Below are 16155 nucleotides of genomic sequence, written 5' to 3' on the forward strand. Positions count from 1 at the left end.
CGTTGAATGCACAAACCCGTACAATGCAAGGTTGTAACAATGCTTTTCATCAAAAACCCGTGCGTGACGTGTTTATAGAAACCGCGACGCAGTGTTAAAAGTAGTCCCTGTTGCGCCTGTGCACTTTTTTACCTGCCTGGATTGGGCAGTTTTTCATCGTCATTCAACAGATGGACGCGCCTCTGGCGCAGGAAAAGAAGCGTTTTGAAGAAATCCACCGCAGCACCTAAAACAGTCGTTCCGCTCTGGCGTCAACATCTGCACTACCGACTCAAGGAAGGTGCATTGATCGCCATCGGTGCCTTGTGCCTGTTCCTGATGATGGCCTTGCTCACGTATGGCAAGGACGATCCGGGCTGGAGTCATAACAGCAAGATTGATGACGTGCAGAATTTCGGCGGCCCGGCGGGCTCCTACAGCGCCGATATTCTGTTCATGGTGCTGGGCTATTTCGCCTACATCTTCCCGCTGCTGCTGGCGATCAAGACCTGGCAGATCTTCCGTCAGCGCCACGAGCCGTGGGAGTGGAGCGGCTGGCTGTTCTCCTGGCGTCTGATCGGCCTGGTGTTCCTGGTGCTGTCGGGCGCGGCCCTGGCCCATATCCATTTTCATGCACCCACCGGCTTGCCGGCCGGTGCCGGCGGTGCGCTGGGCGAAAGCCTGGGCGATCTGGCGAAGAATGCTCTGAATATTCAGGGCAGCACCCTGATGTTCATTGCCTTGTTCCTGTTCGGCCTGACCGTCTTTACCGACCTGTCGTGGTTCAAGGTCATGGACCTGACCGGCAAGATCACCCTCGACCTGCTGGAGCTGTTCCAGGGCGTAGCCAATCGCTGGTGGGCCGCGCGCACCGAACGCAAGCAACTGGTTGCGCAATTGCGCGAAGTGGATGAGCGGGTCAATGAAGTTGTGGCCCCCACCGTCACCGATAAGCGTGAGCAGGCCAAGGTCAAGGAACGCCTGATCGAGCGTGAGCAGGCCCTGAGCAAACACATGTCGGAGCGCGAGAAACAGGTGCCACCGGTGATCGCGCCGGCCCCGCCCAAGCCGGCGGCGCCGAGCAAACGTGTGGAAAAAGAGAAGCAGGCACCGTTGTTCGTCGACAGCGCCGTGGAAGGTACCTTGCCACCGATCTCGATTCTCGACCCGGCGGAAAAGAAACAGCTCAACTATTCGCCTGAGTCGCTTGCGGCGGTCGGCCACTTGCTGGAAATCAAGCTCAAGGAATTCGGGGTTGAGGTCGCAGTGGATTCGATCCACCCTGGCCCGGTGATCACCCGTTACGAGATTCAACCGGCTGCCGGGGTCAAGGTCAGTCGTATTGCCAACTTGGCCAAAGACCTCGCGCGTTCGCTGGCGGTGACCAGTGTGCGGGTGGTGGAAGTGATCCCGGGCAAGACCACCGTGGGTATCGAGATTCCCAACGAAGACCGGCAGATCGTGCGCTTCTCCGAAGTGCTGTCGACGCCGGAGTTCGACAACTTCAAGTCGCCGGTCACCCTGGCCCTGGGCCATGACATCGGCGGCAAGCCAATCATCACCGACTTGGCGAAGATGCCGCACTTGCTGGTGGCCGGTACTACGGGTTCCGGTAAGTCGGTGGGGGTCAACGCGATGATCCTGTCGATCCTGTTCAAGTCTGGCCCGGAAGACGCCAAATTGATCATGATCGACCCGAAGATGCTCGAACTGTCGATCTACGAAGGCATTCCACACTTGCTGTGTCCGGTGGTGACCGACATGAAGGACGCCGCCAACGCCCTGCGCTGGAGCGTGGCCGAGATGGAGCGGCGCTATAAATTGATGGCGAAGATGGGCGTGCGTAACCTGTCGGGCTTCAACCAGAAAGTGCGCGAGGCCCAGGAAGCCGGTACGCCGCTGTCTGACCCGCTGTACAACCGAGAAAGCATCCACGACGAAGCGCCGCTGTTGACCAAGCTGCCAACTATCGTGGTGGTGGTCGACGAATTTGCCGACATGATGATGATCGTCGGCAAGAAGGTTGAAGAGCTGATCGCGCGGATCGCGCAGAAGGCCCGTGCCGCCGGTATCCACTTGATCCTTGCAACTCAGCGGCCGTCGGTGGATGTGATTACCGGCCTGATCAAGGCCAACATCCCGACTCGGATGGCGTTCCAGGTGTCGAGCAAAATCGACTCGCGAACCATCATCGACCAGGGCGGCGCCGAACAGCTGTTGGGCCACGGTGACATGCTCTACATGCCGCCTGGCACCAGCCTGCCAATCCGCGTGCACGGCGCATTCGTTTCCGACGATGAAGTGCACCGGGTGGTGGAAGCCTGGAAGCTGCGTGGCGCACCGGAATATAACGACGACATCCTCAACGGCGTCGAAGAGGCTGGCAGCGGCTTCGAAAACGGCGGCGGTGGCGGTGAGGAAGACGCGGAAACCGACGCGCTCTACGATGAAGCCGTACAATTTGTGCTGGAAAGTCGCCGGGCTTCCATTTCGGCGGTCCAGCGCAAGCTGAAGATTGGTTACAACCGCGCGGCGCGCATGATCGAGGCCATGGAAATGGCCGGAGTCGTGACCTCCATGAACACCAACGGCTCGCGTGAAGTCCTGGCCCCAAGCCCGGCACGCGACTGATCCGCACCGCGTGAAGACACGCGGTGCGTCATTCAAATGAATCTCTATGAGGACTCCCATGCGTCTAATCCGCATGTTGCTGTTGCCGGTATTGGCGTTGACCACGCTTTCGGCCCACGCCGATGACAAGGATGTGGCGCGTCTGACTCAGTTGCTGGAAAAATCCCAGACCCTGAGCGCACGTTTTTCCCAGCTGACCCTTGATGGCAGCGGCACCCAGTTGCAGGAAACCCAGGGCCAGATGTCGCTGCAGCGCCCGGGCCTGTTCTACTGGCACACCGATGCGCCACAGGAACAGCTGATGGTCTCCGACGGCAAGAAGGTCACCCTGTGGGACCCGGACCTGGAACAGGTGACGATCAAGACCCTCGACCAGCGCCTGACTCAGACTCCGGCGCTGCTGTTGTCCGGTGACGTGTCGAAAATCAGCCAGAGCTTCGACATCAGTGCCAAGGAAGCTGGCGGGGTAATCGACTTCACCCTCAAGCCGAAAACCAAGGACACTCTGTTCGATAACCTGCGCCTGTCGTTCCGCAATGGGCTGGTCAATGACATGCAGTTGATCGACAGCGTGGGTCAGCGCACCAATATCCTGTTCACTGGGGTCAAGGCCAACGAGTCGATCCCGGCTTCGAAGTTCAAGTTCGACATCCCCAAGGGTGCCGATGTCATTCAGGAATAAAGCACAGGGGTTGTTTTTTGACCCGCTGTATCGCGCTCCAATGAGGTTGCAAACCTAGTGATGGACCTGTTTCGCAGTGCCCCGATCGCCCAGCCCCTGGCCGCCCGTTTGCGCGCGACCAATCTGGACGAGTACGTCGGTCAGGAGCACCTGCTGGCGCGTGGCAAACCCTTGCGCGAGGCGCTGGAGCAGGGTGCCTTGCATTCGATGATCTTCTGGGGCCCGCCCGGGGTAGGCAAAACCACCCTGGCGCGGTTGCTCGCGGAAGTCTCGGATGCGCACTTCGAGACGGTTTCGGCGGTCCTGGCCGGGGTCAAGGAAATCCGCCAGGCGGTGGAAGTGGCGAAGCAGCAGGCCGGTCAATACGGCCGCCGGACCATCCTGTTCGTCGACGAAGTGCACCGTTTCAACAAGTCGCAGCAGGATGCGTTCCTGCCCTACGTGGAAGACGGCACGCTGATTTTCATCGGCGCGACCACGGAAAACCCTTCCTTCGAATTGAACAACGCCTTGCTCTCCCGAGCACGGGTCTACGTCCTCAAAAGCCTCGATGAAGCGGCGCTGAACAAGCTGGTGCAACGCGCCCTCACTGAGGAGCGCGGCCTCGGCAAGCGCCAGTTGAGCCTCAGCGATGAAGGCTTCCAGATGTTGTTGTCAGCGGCCGACGGCGATGGCCGGCGCCTGCTGAACCTGCTGGAGAACGCTTCGGACCTGGCCGAGGACAACAACGAAATTGGCATCGAGCTACTGCAGAGCCTGTTGGGTGATACGCGGCGGCGTTTCGACAAGGGTGGCGAGGCGTTCTACGACCAGATTTCCGCACTGCACAAGTCGGTGCGCGGCTCCAACCCGGATGGCGCGCTGTACTGGTTTGCGCGCATGCTCGACGGCGGCTGCGACCCGCTGTACCTGGCCCGGCGCGTGGTGCGCATGGCCAGTGAAGACATCGGCAACGCCGACCCGCGTGCCCTGAGCCTGTGCCTGGCGGCCTGGGATGTGCAGGAACGCCTGGGCAGTCCGGAAGGCGAGTTGGCGGTGGCCCAGGCGATTACCTACCTGGCCTGTGCGCCAAAAAGCAACGCGGTGTACATGGGCTTCAAGGCCGCCATGCGCAGCGCCGCCGAGCACGGTTCGCTGGAAGTGCCGCTGCACCTGCGCAATGCCCCGACCAAACTGATGAAGCAACTGGGCTACGGCGATGAATACCGCTACGCCCATGACGAGCCGGATGCCTATGCCGCCGGCGAAGACTATTTTCCCGACGCGCTGGAGCCGCAGCCCTTCTACCGTCCGGTGCCGCGCGGCCTGGAATTGAAGATCGGCGAGAAGCTCAATCATCTGGCACAGCTCGACCGGTTAAGCCCCAGGCAGCGGAGGAAACCGTGATTCCCTTGATCCTTGCAGTTTCCGCTGGAGGCATCGCCGGCACCCTGTTGCGTTTCGCCACCGGCAACTGGATCAACGCCAATTGGCCGCGGCACTTCTATACCGCGACGCTGGCCGTTAATATCGTGGGCTGTCTGCTGATCGGCATATTGTACGGCCTGTTTTTATTGCGCCCGGAGGTACCCATCGAGGTACGTGCCGGGTTGATGGTTGGCTTTTTAGGCGGCCTGACGACTTTTTCATCCTTTTCACTGGATACGGTGCGCCTGCTGGAAAGCGGGCAAGTGCCGCTGGCCCTGGGCTATGCGGCGATTTCCGTATTCGGCGGGCTGCTCGCGACGTGGGCTGGCCTGTCCCTGACCAAACTTTGATAAACGAGAGACCGACATGCTCGATTCCAAACTGTTACGTAGCAACCTCCAGGACGTAGCGGACCGCCTGGCATCCCGTGGCTTTGTGCTGGATGTTGCGCGCATCGAAGCGCTGGAAGAACAGCGCAAGACCGTCCAGACCCGCACCGAAGCACTGCAGGCTGAACGCAACTCGCGCTCCAAATCCATCGGTCAGGCCAAGGCGCGTGGCGAAGACATCGCGCCGTTGATGGCAGACGTCGAGCGCATGGCCAATGAGCTGAGCGCCGGCAAAGTCGAGCTGGACGCGATTCAGACCGAACTGGATTCGATCCTGCTGGGCCTGCCCAACCTGCCCCACGAATCGGTGCCGCTGGGCGCTGACGAAGAGGGCAACGTCGAAGTGCGCCGCTGGGGCACGCCGACCACCTTCGATTTCGAGGTCAAGGACCACGTCGCCCTCGGCGAGAAGTTCGGCTGGCTGGACTTCGAAACTGCAGCCAAGCTGTCCGGCGCACGTTTCGCCCTGCTGCGTGGCCCGATCGCCCGCCTGCACCGCGCCTTGGCGCAGTTCATGATCAACCTGCACACCAGCGAACACGGCTACGAAGAGGCCTACACCCCGTACCTGGTACAAGCGCCGGCCCTACAGGGCACCGGGCAGCTACCGAAGTTCGAGGAAGACCTGTTCAAGATCGCCCGCGAAGGTGAAGCCGACCTGTACCTGATCCCGACTGCCGAAGTGTCGCTGACCAACATCGTCGCCGGCGAAATCGTCGATGCAAAATTGCTGCCGATCAAGTTCGTCGCCCACACTCCATGCTTCCGCAGCGAAGCGGGTGCTTCGGGTCGTGACACTCGCGGGATGATTCGCCAGCACCAGTTCGACAAGGTCGAGATGGTGCAGATCGTCGAGCCGTCGACGTCCATGGAAGCGCTGGAAGGCCTGACCGCCAATGCCGAGAAAGTCCTGCAACTGCTCGAGCTGCCTTACCGCACCCTGGCGCTGTGCACCGGCGACATGGGCTTCAGCGCGGTCAAGACCTATGACCTGGAAGTGTGGATCCCGAGCCAGGACAAGTACCGCGAGATTTCCTCGTGCTCCAACTGCGGTGACTTCCAGGCCCGCCGCATGCAGGCTCGCTTCCGTAACCCGGAAACCGGCAAGCCTGAGCTGGTGCACACCCTGAACGGTTCTGGCCTGGCGGTCGGTCGTACCCTGGTGGCGGTGCTGGAAAACTACCAGCAGGCCGACGGTTCGATCCGTGTGCCTGAAGTACTTAAGCCGTACATGGGCGGCCTTGAGGTCATCGGCTAAATGGAATTTCTGCCGCTGTTTCACAACCTGCGCGGGCGCCAGGTGCTGGTGGTCGGTGGTGGCGAGATTGCCTTGCGCAAATCTCGCCTGCTGGCCGATGCCGGCGCGCTGTTGCGGGTGGTTGCACCCGAGATCGAAAGCCAGTTGCGTGAACTGGTGCAAGGCAGTGGCGGCGAACTGGTGGTGCGTGGATACCAGGAGTCGGACCTCGACGGTTGCGGGCTGATCATTGCCGCCACCGACGACGAGTCGCTGAACGCCCGGGTTTCCGAGGATGCCCATCGGCGTTGCGTGCCGGTCAATGTGGTGGACGCGCCGGCCCTTTGCAGCGTGATCTTCCCGGCGATTGTCGACCGTTCACCGCTGGTGATCGCGGTCTCCAGTGGCGGCGATGCGCCGGTGCTGGCACGGCTGATCCGGGCCAAGCTGGAAACCTGGATTCCCTCGACTTATGGCCAATTGGCCGGCCTGGCGGCGCGCTTTCGCCATCAGGTCAAGGGCTTGTTTCCGGACGTCCAGCAACGCCGGGCGTTCTGGGAAGACGTGTTCCAGGGACCGATTGCCGATCGGCAACTGGCCGGGCAGGGCGCTGAGGCCGAGCGTTTGCTGCAGGCCAAGATCGCCGGCGAAGCCACGCCGGCGACCGGTGAGGTGTATCTGGTCGGTGCCGGGCCGGGCGATCCGGACTTGCTGACCTTCCGTGCCTTGCGCCTGATGCAGCAAGCGGACGTGGTGCTCTACGACCGCTTGGTCGCCCCGGCGATTCTCGAATTGTGCCGGCGCGATGCCGAGCGTGTGTATGTCGGCAAGCGACGCGCCGATCACGCGGTCCCGCAGGACCAGATCAACCAGCACCTGGTTGACCTGGCCAAGCAGGGCAAGCGGGTGGTGCGGCTCAAGGGGGGCGATCCGTTCATCTTTGGCCGTGGCGGTGAAGAGATCGAAGAGCTGGCGGCCAACGGCATTCCGTTTCAGGTGGTGCCGGGCATTACCGCCGCCAGCGGCTGCGCGGCCTATGCCGGGATTCCCCTGACCCATCGCGACTACGCGCAGTCGGTACGCTTTGTCACCGGACACCTGAAGGACGGGACCTCGGACCTGCCATGGAGCGACCTGGTCGCCCCCGCGCAAACCCTGGTGTTCTACATGGGCCTGGTGGGTTTGCCGATCATCTGCGAGCAGTTGATCGGCCATGGCCGCTCGGCGGACACTCCGGCGGCGCTGATTCAGCAGGGCACCACTGCCAACCAGCGGGTGTTCACCGGCACTCTGGGCAATCTGCCAGAGCTGGTGGCGGAGCATGAAGTGCATGCACCGACCTTGGTGATCGTCGGCGAAGTGGTCCAGCTGCGTGAGAAGCTGGCCTGGTTCGAAGGGGCGCAGGCGAAAGTCTGAGGACCGCGTCGTATTCATCGTCGGAACGCCGCCCGGAGCCGGCTCGCTCCCACATTGGTTTTGTGTCGTTCACAAATCCCTTGTGGGAGCGGGCTTGCCCGCGATGAGGCCCTAAAAACCGACATCAATTCCGCGGTTTGTGCCAAACCCCTTTCCCACTCAACCGCTGTCGATCATGCCCGGCACTGAAATCCTGCATCGGCCCCTTCGGCACAATCCCTGTCGGATTGATGGTCTTATGGCTGCCGTAGTAGTGATTCTTGATGTGGGTAAAATCCACGGTCTCGGCAATACCCGGCCACTGGTACAGCTCACGCAGCCAATTCGACAGGTTCGGATAGTCGGCAATCCGCCGCAGGTTGCACTTGAAGTGCCCGTGGTACACCGCGTCGAAGCGAATCAGCGTGGTGAACAGGCGTATGTCGGCTTCGGTCAGATACTCGCCGCTGAGGTAGCGGTTCTGATCGAGTAAAACTTCCAGATAATCGAGTTCGGCAAACAGCTCATCAAACGCACTTTCATAAGCCTGTTGCGACGTAGCAAAGCCAGCGCGGTACACGCCGTTGTTGACTGCCGGATAGATGCGTTCATTCAGCGCATCGATCGCTTCGCGCAACGGCGCGGGGTAGAAGTCCAGGTCATTGCCGGTCAACTCGTCAAAGGCGCTGTTGAACATGCGGATGATTTCCGCCGACTCATTGTTGACGATGCGCTGCTGTTGCTTGTCCCACAGCAGCGGCACGGTCACGCGTCCGGTGTAGTCGGCGGTGTCGGCGGTGTAGCGCTGGTGCAGGAACTGGAAGTGGTCGAGTGGATCCCCGCTGGAGCCCAGTTGCTGATCGAAGGACCAGCCGTTCTCGGCCATCAGCCAACTGACCATCGATACATCAATCAATGCTTCCAGGCCCTTGAGCTTGCGCAGGATCAGGGTGCGATGGGCCCAGGGGCAGGCCAGGGAGACGTAGAGATGATAGCGCCCGGGCTCCGCAGCAAAACCACCGACCCCGCTCGGGCCGGGCTGGCCATCCGCGGTCAGCCAGTTACGACGCTGCGCTTGCTCGCGCTGAAAGGCGCCATCCTTACTGCTTTCGTACCACTGGTCGCGCCATTGGCCTTCGACTAACAAACCCATGTCCAGACTCCTCTACCGATAATCGTTGAAGTCCAGTGTAGGGCCATGGGTTCGAACTAAAAGAGCAAAGAGTGGGCGGGAATGATCGGTTAAATCGATCTGTTCCGGGCGTCCCAGTAGTGCTGGGCGGTGATAAAGGCCTGCTCGCGCGAGGTGCCGAGGCCACGCAAGGCCAGGGCCATGGTCGAGATCAGGGCCATTTGCGGGTAGCTGTCGACCACATCACCGCGCCACACGGCTTTCAGATGCTCAGGGTCGAGGCTTGCCGGCTTGACGTGACGCTGCGCCGACAATTGCGGCCATTCCTCGTCCCAGCTGACGCCGCCGCTGCTGCCATACAGGTGACTGTCGGCGTCCGGGTTGATCTCGATCTCGCCGCCATCGCCCTTGATCACGATCACGTTGTCCCCCAGCAGACCGCTGGCGTCCCGATGAACGCCCTGGTAGCCCGGATGGAAGATGCTCTGCAAGCCGCAGCGCGCGCCGAGCGGGTTGAGAATCCGCGCCAGTGAGTGGATCGGCGAGCGCAGGCCGAGGGTGTTGCGCAGGTCGATCATCCGCTGCAGTTGCGGCGCCCAGTCGCCCAGGGGCATGAACGCCAGGTTGCCCTCGGCAAGGGCGCTGTCGACCTGCTGCCAAGTGCGACACAGCGGAATCTGCAGGAAGTCCAGCAACTGCTCGGTGTAGAGGCGCCCGGCGGTGTGCGCGCCGCCGCCGTGCATGAAGATGCGGACACCATTTTGTGCCAGGCACTTGGCTGCCAGCAGGTACCAGGGCAGGTGTCGCTTCTTGCCGGCGTAGGTCGGCCAGTCGAGGTCGACCGCCAGCGGCGGGGCGTCCAGGCGCTCGCGCAGGGCCTCGGTGAAGCCGGCCAGCTCTTCCGGGCTTTCCTCCTTGTGCCGCAACAGCATCAGGAACGCGCCGAGCTGGGTGTCTTCGACCTTGTCGTCGAGCAGCATGCCCATTGCCTCGCGGGCTTCTTCGCGGGTCAGGCTGCGGGCGCCGCGTTTGCCTTTGCCGAGAATCCGCACGAAGGGCGCGAAAGGGTGTTCGGCGGGCGTTTCGATGAGCAGTGGGGCGAAGTCGGTCATAGGCAATTCGTCGGTTTGGGCAGGCCCGCCAGCTTGGCGGCGAGTTTGGCGGGGGTGCCTTTGAATAGTCGGTTCAGGTGCAGGCTGTTGCCTTTGTCCGGTCCCAGCTTGAGTGCGGTGTACTTGATCAGCGGCCGCGTCGCCGGCGACAGCTGGAACTCCTGATAGAAACCGCGCAACAGCTCAAGGACTTCCCAGTGCTCCGGGGTCAGCTCAAGCTCCTCGGCTGCCGCTAGCGCCTTGGCGACCTCCGCGGACCAATCGGCCAGGTCCAGCAGATAGCCGTCCTTGTCCAGTTCGATGTGCCGTGTACCTACGGTCAGCGCATTCATAGCCAGCTGTTGACCTTGTCGTAGGCAATCGACAGCTCGACGAAGGCCGGGTAGTCGATGGCGGTAACCCCTTCAGGCACTTGCAAACCCCTGGCCTGAACGTCTTCGTCCAGCGCCAGCACGCGCAAACCAGCGCCCCGGGCCTGCAATGCCTGCAGCGGCGCGGTGCCGGGTTGCAGGGCGTAGACCGCATCACCGGTGAGCAGCAGTCCGTCGTGGGCACCGATCAGGCGCAGGCAACTGGTCAGCCGGTCGTCGTTGAACGGTGAGTGAGACAACACATGCAAAGTCGACATCAGAGGGTAATCACCTGGTCAAAGCGGTCGATAACGGCCGAGATCTGCCCGGCATCCAGTAGCTGCAGCTCGTCGAGGCTCAGGGTGTCGGGCTTCAGGCCACGGGCGCTGGCGCTGTCGGCGCAGGCGAACAGCTCGTCAATCCCGAACAGGCCCAGTGCCTGCAGGTTGGCGCTGAGGTCTTTCTGTTGCAGCGCCTTGGCGTTCTGTCCGCTGGCCAGCTGGAACACGCCATCGTCGAGAAACAGCAGGCCGATCGGCAAATCGAATGCGCCGCCGGCGAGCACGATGTCCAGGGCTTCACGGGCGGTTGGGCCGGACCAGGGTGCCTGGCGGCTGACAATCAACAGGGATTTAGGCATGACTCATGGCCCTCCAAAGCAGATCAGGCGATCGGCGTCCTGCACCGCATCGTGCAGTTGCCCGAGGCCGGACAATTCCCACGGCGCATCGACGTTGATCGCACTGCGCTGGTAGCGCTGGGCTTCGGCGGTGTCCAGCACGCCACGGCGCAGGGCGGCGGCAATGCACACCACGGCGTCGAGCTGGTGCTCGCTGACAAAGTCGCGCCATTGCCGCGCCAGGTCCGGCTCGTCCTGGGGCGTGACCAGGGAATTGGAGGCGTTGTAAACGCCGTCCTGATAGAAAAACAGCCGCACAATTTCGTGCCCACCGGCCAGCGCCGCCTGGGCGAACAGCAGGGCGCGGCGCGAGGAGGGCGCGTGTGCAGCGGAAAACAGCGCGATGGCGAACTTCATGGCGAACTCTGAGGATAAATCTGCGGCCATGATAATGCTTTATCGATGCAGCGGCGAAGGGCGATTCAGCGCGGCATATAGCCCAGTTGCCAGCGCCGTGGAATCTTCAGCGACGCGATACCCAGCACAGCAGCGAGCAGGCCGCTGGCGTACAGGGCCTGCAGGCCGAAACGCTGCTCGAGCAGCGCGCCGAGTACGGCGCCGGCGAACATGCCGGTCCACGGGATCAACTGCACGCGCCAGCCATTGCGCCGTTCACCGAGCATCCAGCGCCCCAGCCCGCGACCAAAGCGCGACAGGGCGCCGGTGACGTAGGTCAGGCCGATCGGCAAACCGTTGACCTGCTCTACTGCGGCGTTGAGCATGCCCATGGCGATCACCGCGCCGACCAGCGCCGGGTAGCGCGCCTCGAACGGCCAAGCGGCGGCCAAACACAGCAGCGCGGCGATGCTCAGCATCAGCGGCAGGGCACGCCGTCTGCTCATGCGGCTGACGATCACGCCGAGCGCATTGCCGAGCACGAACATCAAGACCAATCCCAGCAAGCGCAGGATCAGGCGCCAGTCACCGTCGCTGATCGCCACGGCCAGGCGGGTGGTGTTGCCGCTCATGAAGGAGACGAAGTCGCCGGTGGCCATAAAGCCGATGGCGTCGGTCATGCCTGCCAGCACCGACAGACTCGCCACCAGGCACAGGCCAATGCGCCCGCGCCACTTCTGGGTGTGTTGCAGGGCGGCGGTTGGAGTTCTATGGGGCGCGGTGGGCAGCATCGCTTACTCCTTGATGCCGTTCAGTTCGCAATAAGCCGGCCAGTCCATGCCGGCCATCTGCGCCACTTCCTTGTGCACCTCCAGGCGTTGCGCCTGAAAGTCCTCGGGGGTGGCGCTGGTCAGTTGCAGGGTCAGCTCCCAGGCGAACAAACCCAGGCGCTCAGCCTCGGCTTCGAAGGCTTCGTGCAGGTGTTCATTGCGAAAGACTTCGAGGGTCTGGTGCTTGGCCTGGGCGGCGAGGGGGTTGAGGTGGTCGAGTTCCTCGCGCAGCGCAGGGTGCGCATTGAGGAAGCGTTGCAGCGCCAGTTCGTGTGGCGATTGGATTGGGGCCATGGATCTTCCTCGGTAAATAGGCAGTATGCGCAGCCTGGGGCGGCCGGTGTTGATTCGGGTCAGGCGTTTTTCCCCAGTTAAGCAGAGCCGGTGCATTTCGAGACAGCGACGCAGGGTGATAGAGTCGGCGTTTTGCTCATTTTAAGGAAGCACAATGCGTATTTTGATGGTGGCACTGGCCGGTGTCCTGCTGGCGGGTTGTGCCGGGTCGACGATGAAGCAGGCGCGTACCCAGGCGCCGAACCAGACCCTGAGCTCGGACAAGGCCGATCTGATCGTCGCCCAGTGCGTGCAGTTCGCCTGGCAGGACGAGGACGTGTTCGGCGTCGACGCCAGCGGTTACCTGGAGCCGAGCGAGGGCGGCGGTTACACGGTTTACACCCGTTCCGCCGAGGCCTTCATTGATGTGCAGGGTGGTTCGCTGAAGTACTACGCCGTTGAAGACAACTTTGTCGCCAAACGCCGGTTGGCAGCACTGGCGACCTGCTTGTAAGGCTTAAAGCTGGGGCAGGGCGGGCACCACCGGCGGCACGAAATCGAAGGCCGCCAGCTGGAAGCCCTGCTCGTCGACCTGCAAGGCCCAGCCCTGTCGATCCCAGTCACCCAGCACGATGCGCTTGGCCGCCTGATCACCGATCTGCAGCTTGTGGATCGCCGGACGGTGGGTGTGGCCGTGGACCAGGGTTTTCACCCCGTATTGCTGCATGATCCGCGGGATTTCCTCGGGGGTCACGTCGACGATGTCGTTGGCCTTGACCCGGGTTTGCGCGCGGCTTTCACTGCGCAATTTGCGCGCCAGAGCGTGGCGCGTGCGCAGCGGCAAATGGCGCAGGATAAACAGGGTCAGCGGGTTGCGCAGGGTGCGCCGCAGCTTCATGTAGCTGACGTCGCGGGTGCACAGGCTGTCGCCGTGCATCAATAGCACCGGCTCGTCATAGAACTTCACCACACTCGGGTCTGGCAGCAGGGTGCAGCCCGCCGCCTTGCAGAACCCCTTGCCGAGCAGGAAGTCTCGATTGCCGTGCATCAGGAATATGGCCGTGCCGCTGTCACTGAGTTCGCGCAGGGCCTGGCAGATGGAGCGTTGAAAGGGGCTCATGGCGTCGTCGCCAATCCAGGCCTCGAAAAAGTCGCCGAGGATGTACAGCGCACTGGCGGAGCGGGCGCGGGTGGCGAGCAGATTCAGAAACGCCCGGGTGATGTCCGGGCGCTCCTCTTCCAGATGTAAGTCTGAAATCAGCAATATCACTCAATGATCTCGGCTTTCTCGATGATCACGTCGTCTGCTGGTACGTCCTGGTGGCCGGACTTCATGGTGGTGGAAACACCCTTGATCTTGTCGACCACGTCGGTGCCGGCGGTCACTTTGCCGAATACCGCGTAACCCCAGCCCTGCACGTTCTTGCCGCTGTGGTTGAGGAAGCTATTGTCCGCCACGTTGATGAAGAACTGTGCGGACGCCGAATGCGGCTCCATGGTGCGGGCCATGGCGACGGTGTATTTGTCGTTCGACAGGCCGTTGTCAGCCTCGTTCTGGATGCTTGGGCGCTTGTCTTTCTTTTCCTTCATGCCTGGCTCGAAACCGCCGCCCTGGATCATGAAGTTGCCGATGACGCGGTGGAATACGGTGTTGGTGTAGTGACCGGCGTTAACGTACTCGATGAAGTTGGCCACGGTGATCGGGGCTTTCTCGGCGTTCAGTTCCAGGACGATGTCGCCATGGTTGGTGGTCAGTTTGACTTGGGTCATGATTACTACTCTTTCAAGGAATTCGTGGGTTTTGGGACAACAGCTCCCGGCACCGGTTCAGCCGTTGACGGCCAAGGTGCGCAGTTTAGCGCGACAGGCGCGAATTTCGAGGTTGTTTTTCATCGCCCGGCCAATAAAATCAGCAGTTTTGCCGCCTGCTCTGTCAGGGGCTCGAGCGCATCGGCTATCATAGCGGTTTTGTTTTGTCCGGCCCGTATCAAGGCCACGCACGAGTATGCCCAAGGATCCTATGAGCAAGCCCACTGTCGACCCTACCTCGAATGCCAAGACCGGCCCAGCCGTGCCGGTCAACTTCCTGCGGCCGATTATCCAGGCAGACCTGGACTCGGGTAAGCACACGCAGATCGTCACCCGTTTCCCGCCTGAGCCCAACGGCTACCTGCACATCGGTCACGCCAAGTCGATCTGTGTGAACTTCGGCCTGGCCCAGGAATTCGGCGGCGTCACCCACCTGCGTTTCGACGACACCAACCCGGCCAAGGAAGACCAGGAGTACATCGACGCCATCGAAAGCGACGTCAAGTGGCTGGGTTTCGAGTGGTCGGGCGAAGTGCGCTACGCCTCGCAGTATTTCGATCAACTGCACGACTGGGCGGTCGAACTGATCAAGGCCGGCAAGGCCTACGTTGACGACCTGAGCCCCGAGCAGGCCAAGGAATACCGTGGCAGCCTGACCGAGCCGGGCAAGAACAGCCCGTTCCGCGACCGTTCGGTTGAAGAGAACCTCGACTGGTTCGCCCGCATGCGTGCCGGTGAGTTCCCGGACGGCGCCCGTGTGCTGCGCGCGAAGATCGACATGGCCTCGCCGAACATGAACCTGCGCGACCCGATCATGTACCGCATCCGCCACGCCCACCACCACCAGACCGGTGACAAGTGGTGCATCTACCCCAACTACGACTTCACCCACGGTCAGTCGGATGCCATCGAAGGCATCACCCACTCGATCTGCACCCTGGAGTTCGAAAGCCATCGTCCGCTGTACGAGTGGTTCCTGGACGCGCTGCCGGTGCCGGCCAAGCCGCGCCAGTACGAGTTCAGCCGCCTGAACCTGAACTACACCATCACCAGCAAGCGCAAGCTCAAGCAGTTGGTCGATGAAAAACACGTCAACGGCTGGGACGACCCGCGCATGTCGACCCTGTCGGGCTTCCGTCGTCGTGGCTACACGCCAAAATCGATCCGCAACTTCTGCGAAATGGTCGGCACCAACCGCTCCGACGGCGTGGTCGACTTCGGCATGCTGGAATTCAGCATCCGCGACGACCTCGACCACAGCGCCCCGCGTGCCATGTGCGTACTGCGTCCGCTGAAAGTGGTGATCACCAACTACCCGGAAGGCCAGGTCGAGAACCTCGAACTGCCGTGCCACCCGAAAGAAGACATGGGCGTGCGCGTCCTGCCGTTCGCCCGGGAAATCTACATCGACCGTGATGACTTCATGGAAGAGCCGCCAAAAGGCTACAAGCGCCTGGAACCGGCCGGTGAAGTGCGCCTGCGCGGCAGCTACGTGATCCGCGCCGACGAAGCGATCAAGGACGCCGATGGCAACATCGTCGAACTGCGTTGCTCGTACGATCCTGAAACCCTGGGCAAGAACCCGGAAGGCCGTAAGGTCAAGGGCGTGATTCACTGGGTACCGGCTGCGGCCAGCGTCGAGTGCGAAGTGCGCCTGTACGATCGCCTGTTCCGCTCGCCGAACCCAGAGAAGGCCGAAGACAGCGCCAGTTTCCTCGACAACATCAACCCTGACTCACTGCAAGTCCTCACCGGTTGTCGTGCCGAGCCTTCGTTGGGCAATGCACAGCCGGAAGACCGTTTCCAGTTCGAGCGCGAAGGTTACTTCTGCGCGGATATCAAGGACTCGAAACCGGGCGCTCCGGTATTCAACCGTACCGTGACCCTGCGCGACTCCTGGGGCCAGTGATTCAG

Annotated in this window: 18 protein-coding genes; 8 read left to right on the top strand and 10 right to left on the bottom strand. The window is 62.0% G+C overall.

All coding sequences use genetic code 11. The features are described from left to right. Positions 1-204 precede the first annotated feature (204 nt). Genes NR126_RS24460 through cysG form a run of 6 tightly spaced genes read left to right on the top strand, consistent with a single transcriptional unit; the run spans position 205 to position 7741 of the window. Positions 205-2610 carry a DNA translocase FtsK gene (locus tag NR126_RS24460; protein WP_033865872.1) on the top strand — a complete coding sequence of 802 codons (2406 nt, stop codon included), beginning with the start codon at positions 205-207 and terminating at the stop codon, positions 2608-2610. Between the two features lie 58 nt (positions 2611-2668). Beyond that, positions 2669-3292: an outer membrane lipoprotein chaperone LolA gene (gene lolA / locus NR126_RS24465; RefSeq protein ID WP_027616030.1), complete on the top strand. Its 624-nt coding sequence runs from the start codon at positions 2669-2671 to the stop codon at positions 3290-3292. Between the two features lie 60 nt (positions 3293-3352). Further along, positions 3353-4678 carry a replication-associated recombination protein A gene (locus NR126_RS24470; protein ID WP_027616031.1) on the top strand — a complete coding sequence of 442 codons (1326 nt, stop codon included), beginning with the start codon at positions 3353-3355 and terminating at the stop codon, positions 4676-4678. Continuing rightward, positions 4675-5049, top strand: coding sequence for a fluoride efflux transporter CrcB (crcB, locus tag NR126_RS24475; RefSeq protein WP_027616032.1), 375 nt, complete (start codon positions 4675-4677; stop codon positions 5047-5049). The genes NR126_RS24470 and crcB overlap by 4 nt, the downstream gene beginning before the upstream one ends. Before the next feature lie 16 nt (positions 5050-5065). Then, positions 5066-6346, top strand: a complete 1281-nt coding sequence (gene serS, locus NR126_RS24480) for a serine--tRNA ligase (protein WP_027616033.1) — start codon at positions 5066-5068, stop codon at positions 6344-6346. Further along, complete coding sequence (gene cysG, locus NR126_RS24485) at positions 6347-7741, top strand: siroheme synthase CysG (protein WP_027616034.1); 1395 nt, start codon at positions 6347-6349, stop codon at positions 7739-7741. It begins immediately after the preceding gene. Positions 7742-7865: 124 nt separating this feature from the next. Here cysG and NR126_RS24490 read toward each other — a convergent pair whose 3' ends face one another. From NR126_RS24490 to NR126_RS24525, 8 genes are all read right to left on the bottom strand, one after another. Next, complete coding sequence (locus NR126_RS24490) at positions 7866-8873, bottom strand: glutathione S-transferase family protein (protein ID WP_256832019.1); 1008 nt, start codon at positions 8871-8873, stop codon at positions 7866-7868. Between the two features lie 89 nt (positions 8874-8962). Further along, positions 8963-9964 (bottom strand): glycosyl transferase family protein, encoded by a 1002-nt coding sequence (locus NR126_RS24495; protein WP_256832021.1) that lies wholly within the window; start codon positions 9962-9964, stop codon positions 8963-8965. Further along, positions 9961-10296, bottom strand: coding sequence for a TusE/DsrC/DsvC family sulfur relay protein (locus NR126_RS24500; protein ID WP_027616037.1), 336 nt, complete (start codon positions 10294-10296; stop codon positions 9961-9963). The genes NR126_RS24495 and NR126_RS24500 overlap by 4 nt, the downstream gene beginning before the upstream one ends. After that, a complete protein-coding gene (tusB, locus tag NR126_RS24505) occupies positions 10293-10592 on the bottom strand; it encodes a sulfurtransferase complex subunit TusB (protein ID WP_027616038.1) in 300 nt (99 codons plus the stop codon). Before tusB ends, NR126_RS24500 begins: the two co-directional genes overlap by 4 nt. Beyond that, positions 10592-10954, bottom strand: coding sequence for a sulfurtransferase complex subunit TusC (gene tusC / locus NR126_RS24510; protein ID WP_027616039.1), 363 nt, complete (start codon positions 10952-10954; stop codon positions 10592-10594). The genes tusB and tusC overlap by 1 nt, the downstream gene beginning before the upstream one ends. 3 nt (positions 10955-10957) lie before the next feature. After that, the gene (gene tusD / locus NR126_RS24515) at positions 10958-11350 is read right to left on the bottom strand and encodes a sulfurtransferase complex subunit TusD (RefSeq protein WP_027616040.1); all 393 of its coding nucleotides are present in this window, start codon (positions 11348-11350) and stop codon (positions 10958-10960) included. Positions 11351-11415: 65 nt separating this feature from the next. Beyond that, positions 11416-12120 (bottom strand): YoaK family protein, encoded by a 705-nt coding sequence (locus tag NR126_RS24520; RefSeq protein WP_027616041.1) that lies wholly within the window; start codon positions 12118-12120, stop codon positions 11416-11418. A 3-nt stretch (positions 12121-12123) separates the two neighbouring features. Continuing rightward, positions 12124-12453 carry a DUF6388 family protein gene (locus NR126_RS24525; RefSeq protein WP_027616042.1) on the bottom strand — a complete coding sequence of 110 codons (330 nt, stop codon included), beginning with the start codon at positions 12451-12453 and terminating at the stop codon, positions 12124-12126. A gap of 154 nt (positions 12454-12607) precedes the next feature. On the opposite strand from NR126_RS24525, the gene NR126_RS24530 reads away from it, so the two are divergent. Further along, positions 12608-12946, top strand: coding sequence for a hypothetical protein (locus NR126_RS24530; RefSeq protein WP_105755254.1), 339 nt, complete (start codon positions 12608-12610; stop codon positions 12944-12946). A 3-nt stretch (positions 12947-12949) separates the two neighbouring features. On the opposite strand, the gene lpxH is transcribed toward NR126_RS24530, so the two are convergent. Both lpxH and NR126_RS24540 read right to left on the bottom strand, forming a co-directional pair. Continuing rightward, positions 12950-13702, bottom strand: a complete 753-nt coding sequence (gene lpxH / locus NR126_RS24535) for a UDP-2,3-diacylglucosamine diphosphatase (protein ID WP_105755255.1) — start codon at positions 13700-13702, stop codon at positions 12950-12952. Next, entirely contained in the window at positions 13699-14202 is a 504-nt protein-coding gene (locus NR126_RS24540) for a peptidylprolyl isomerase (RefSeq protein ID WP_105755256.1), read from the bottom strand. Before NR126_RS24540 ends, lpxH begins: the two co-directional genes overlap by 4 nt. A 250-nt stretch (positions 14203-14452) precedes the next feature. On the opposite strand from NR126_RS24540, the gene NR126_RS24545 reads away from it, so the two are divergent. Continuing rightward, on the top strand, positions 14453-16150 hold the full coding sequence (locus NR126_RS24545) for a glutamine--tRNA ligase/YqeY domain fusion protein (protein WP_256832029.1): 1698 nt from the start codon (positions 14453-14455) through the stop codon (positions 16148-16150). Positions 16151-16155: the final 5 nt, after the last annotated feature.

The sequence above is a fragment of the Pseudomonas sp. Pse1 genome (genome assembly GCF_024519635.1).
GTDB lineage: Bacteria > Pseudomonadota > Gammaproteobacteria > Pseudomonadales > Pseudomonadaceae > Aquipseudomonas.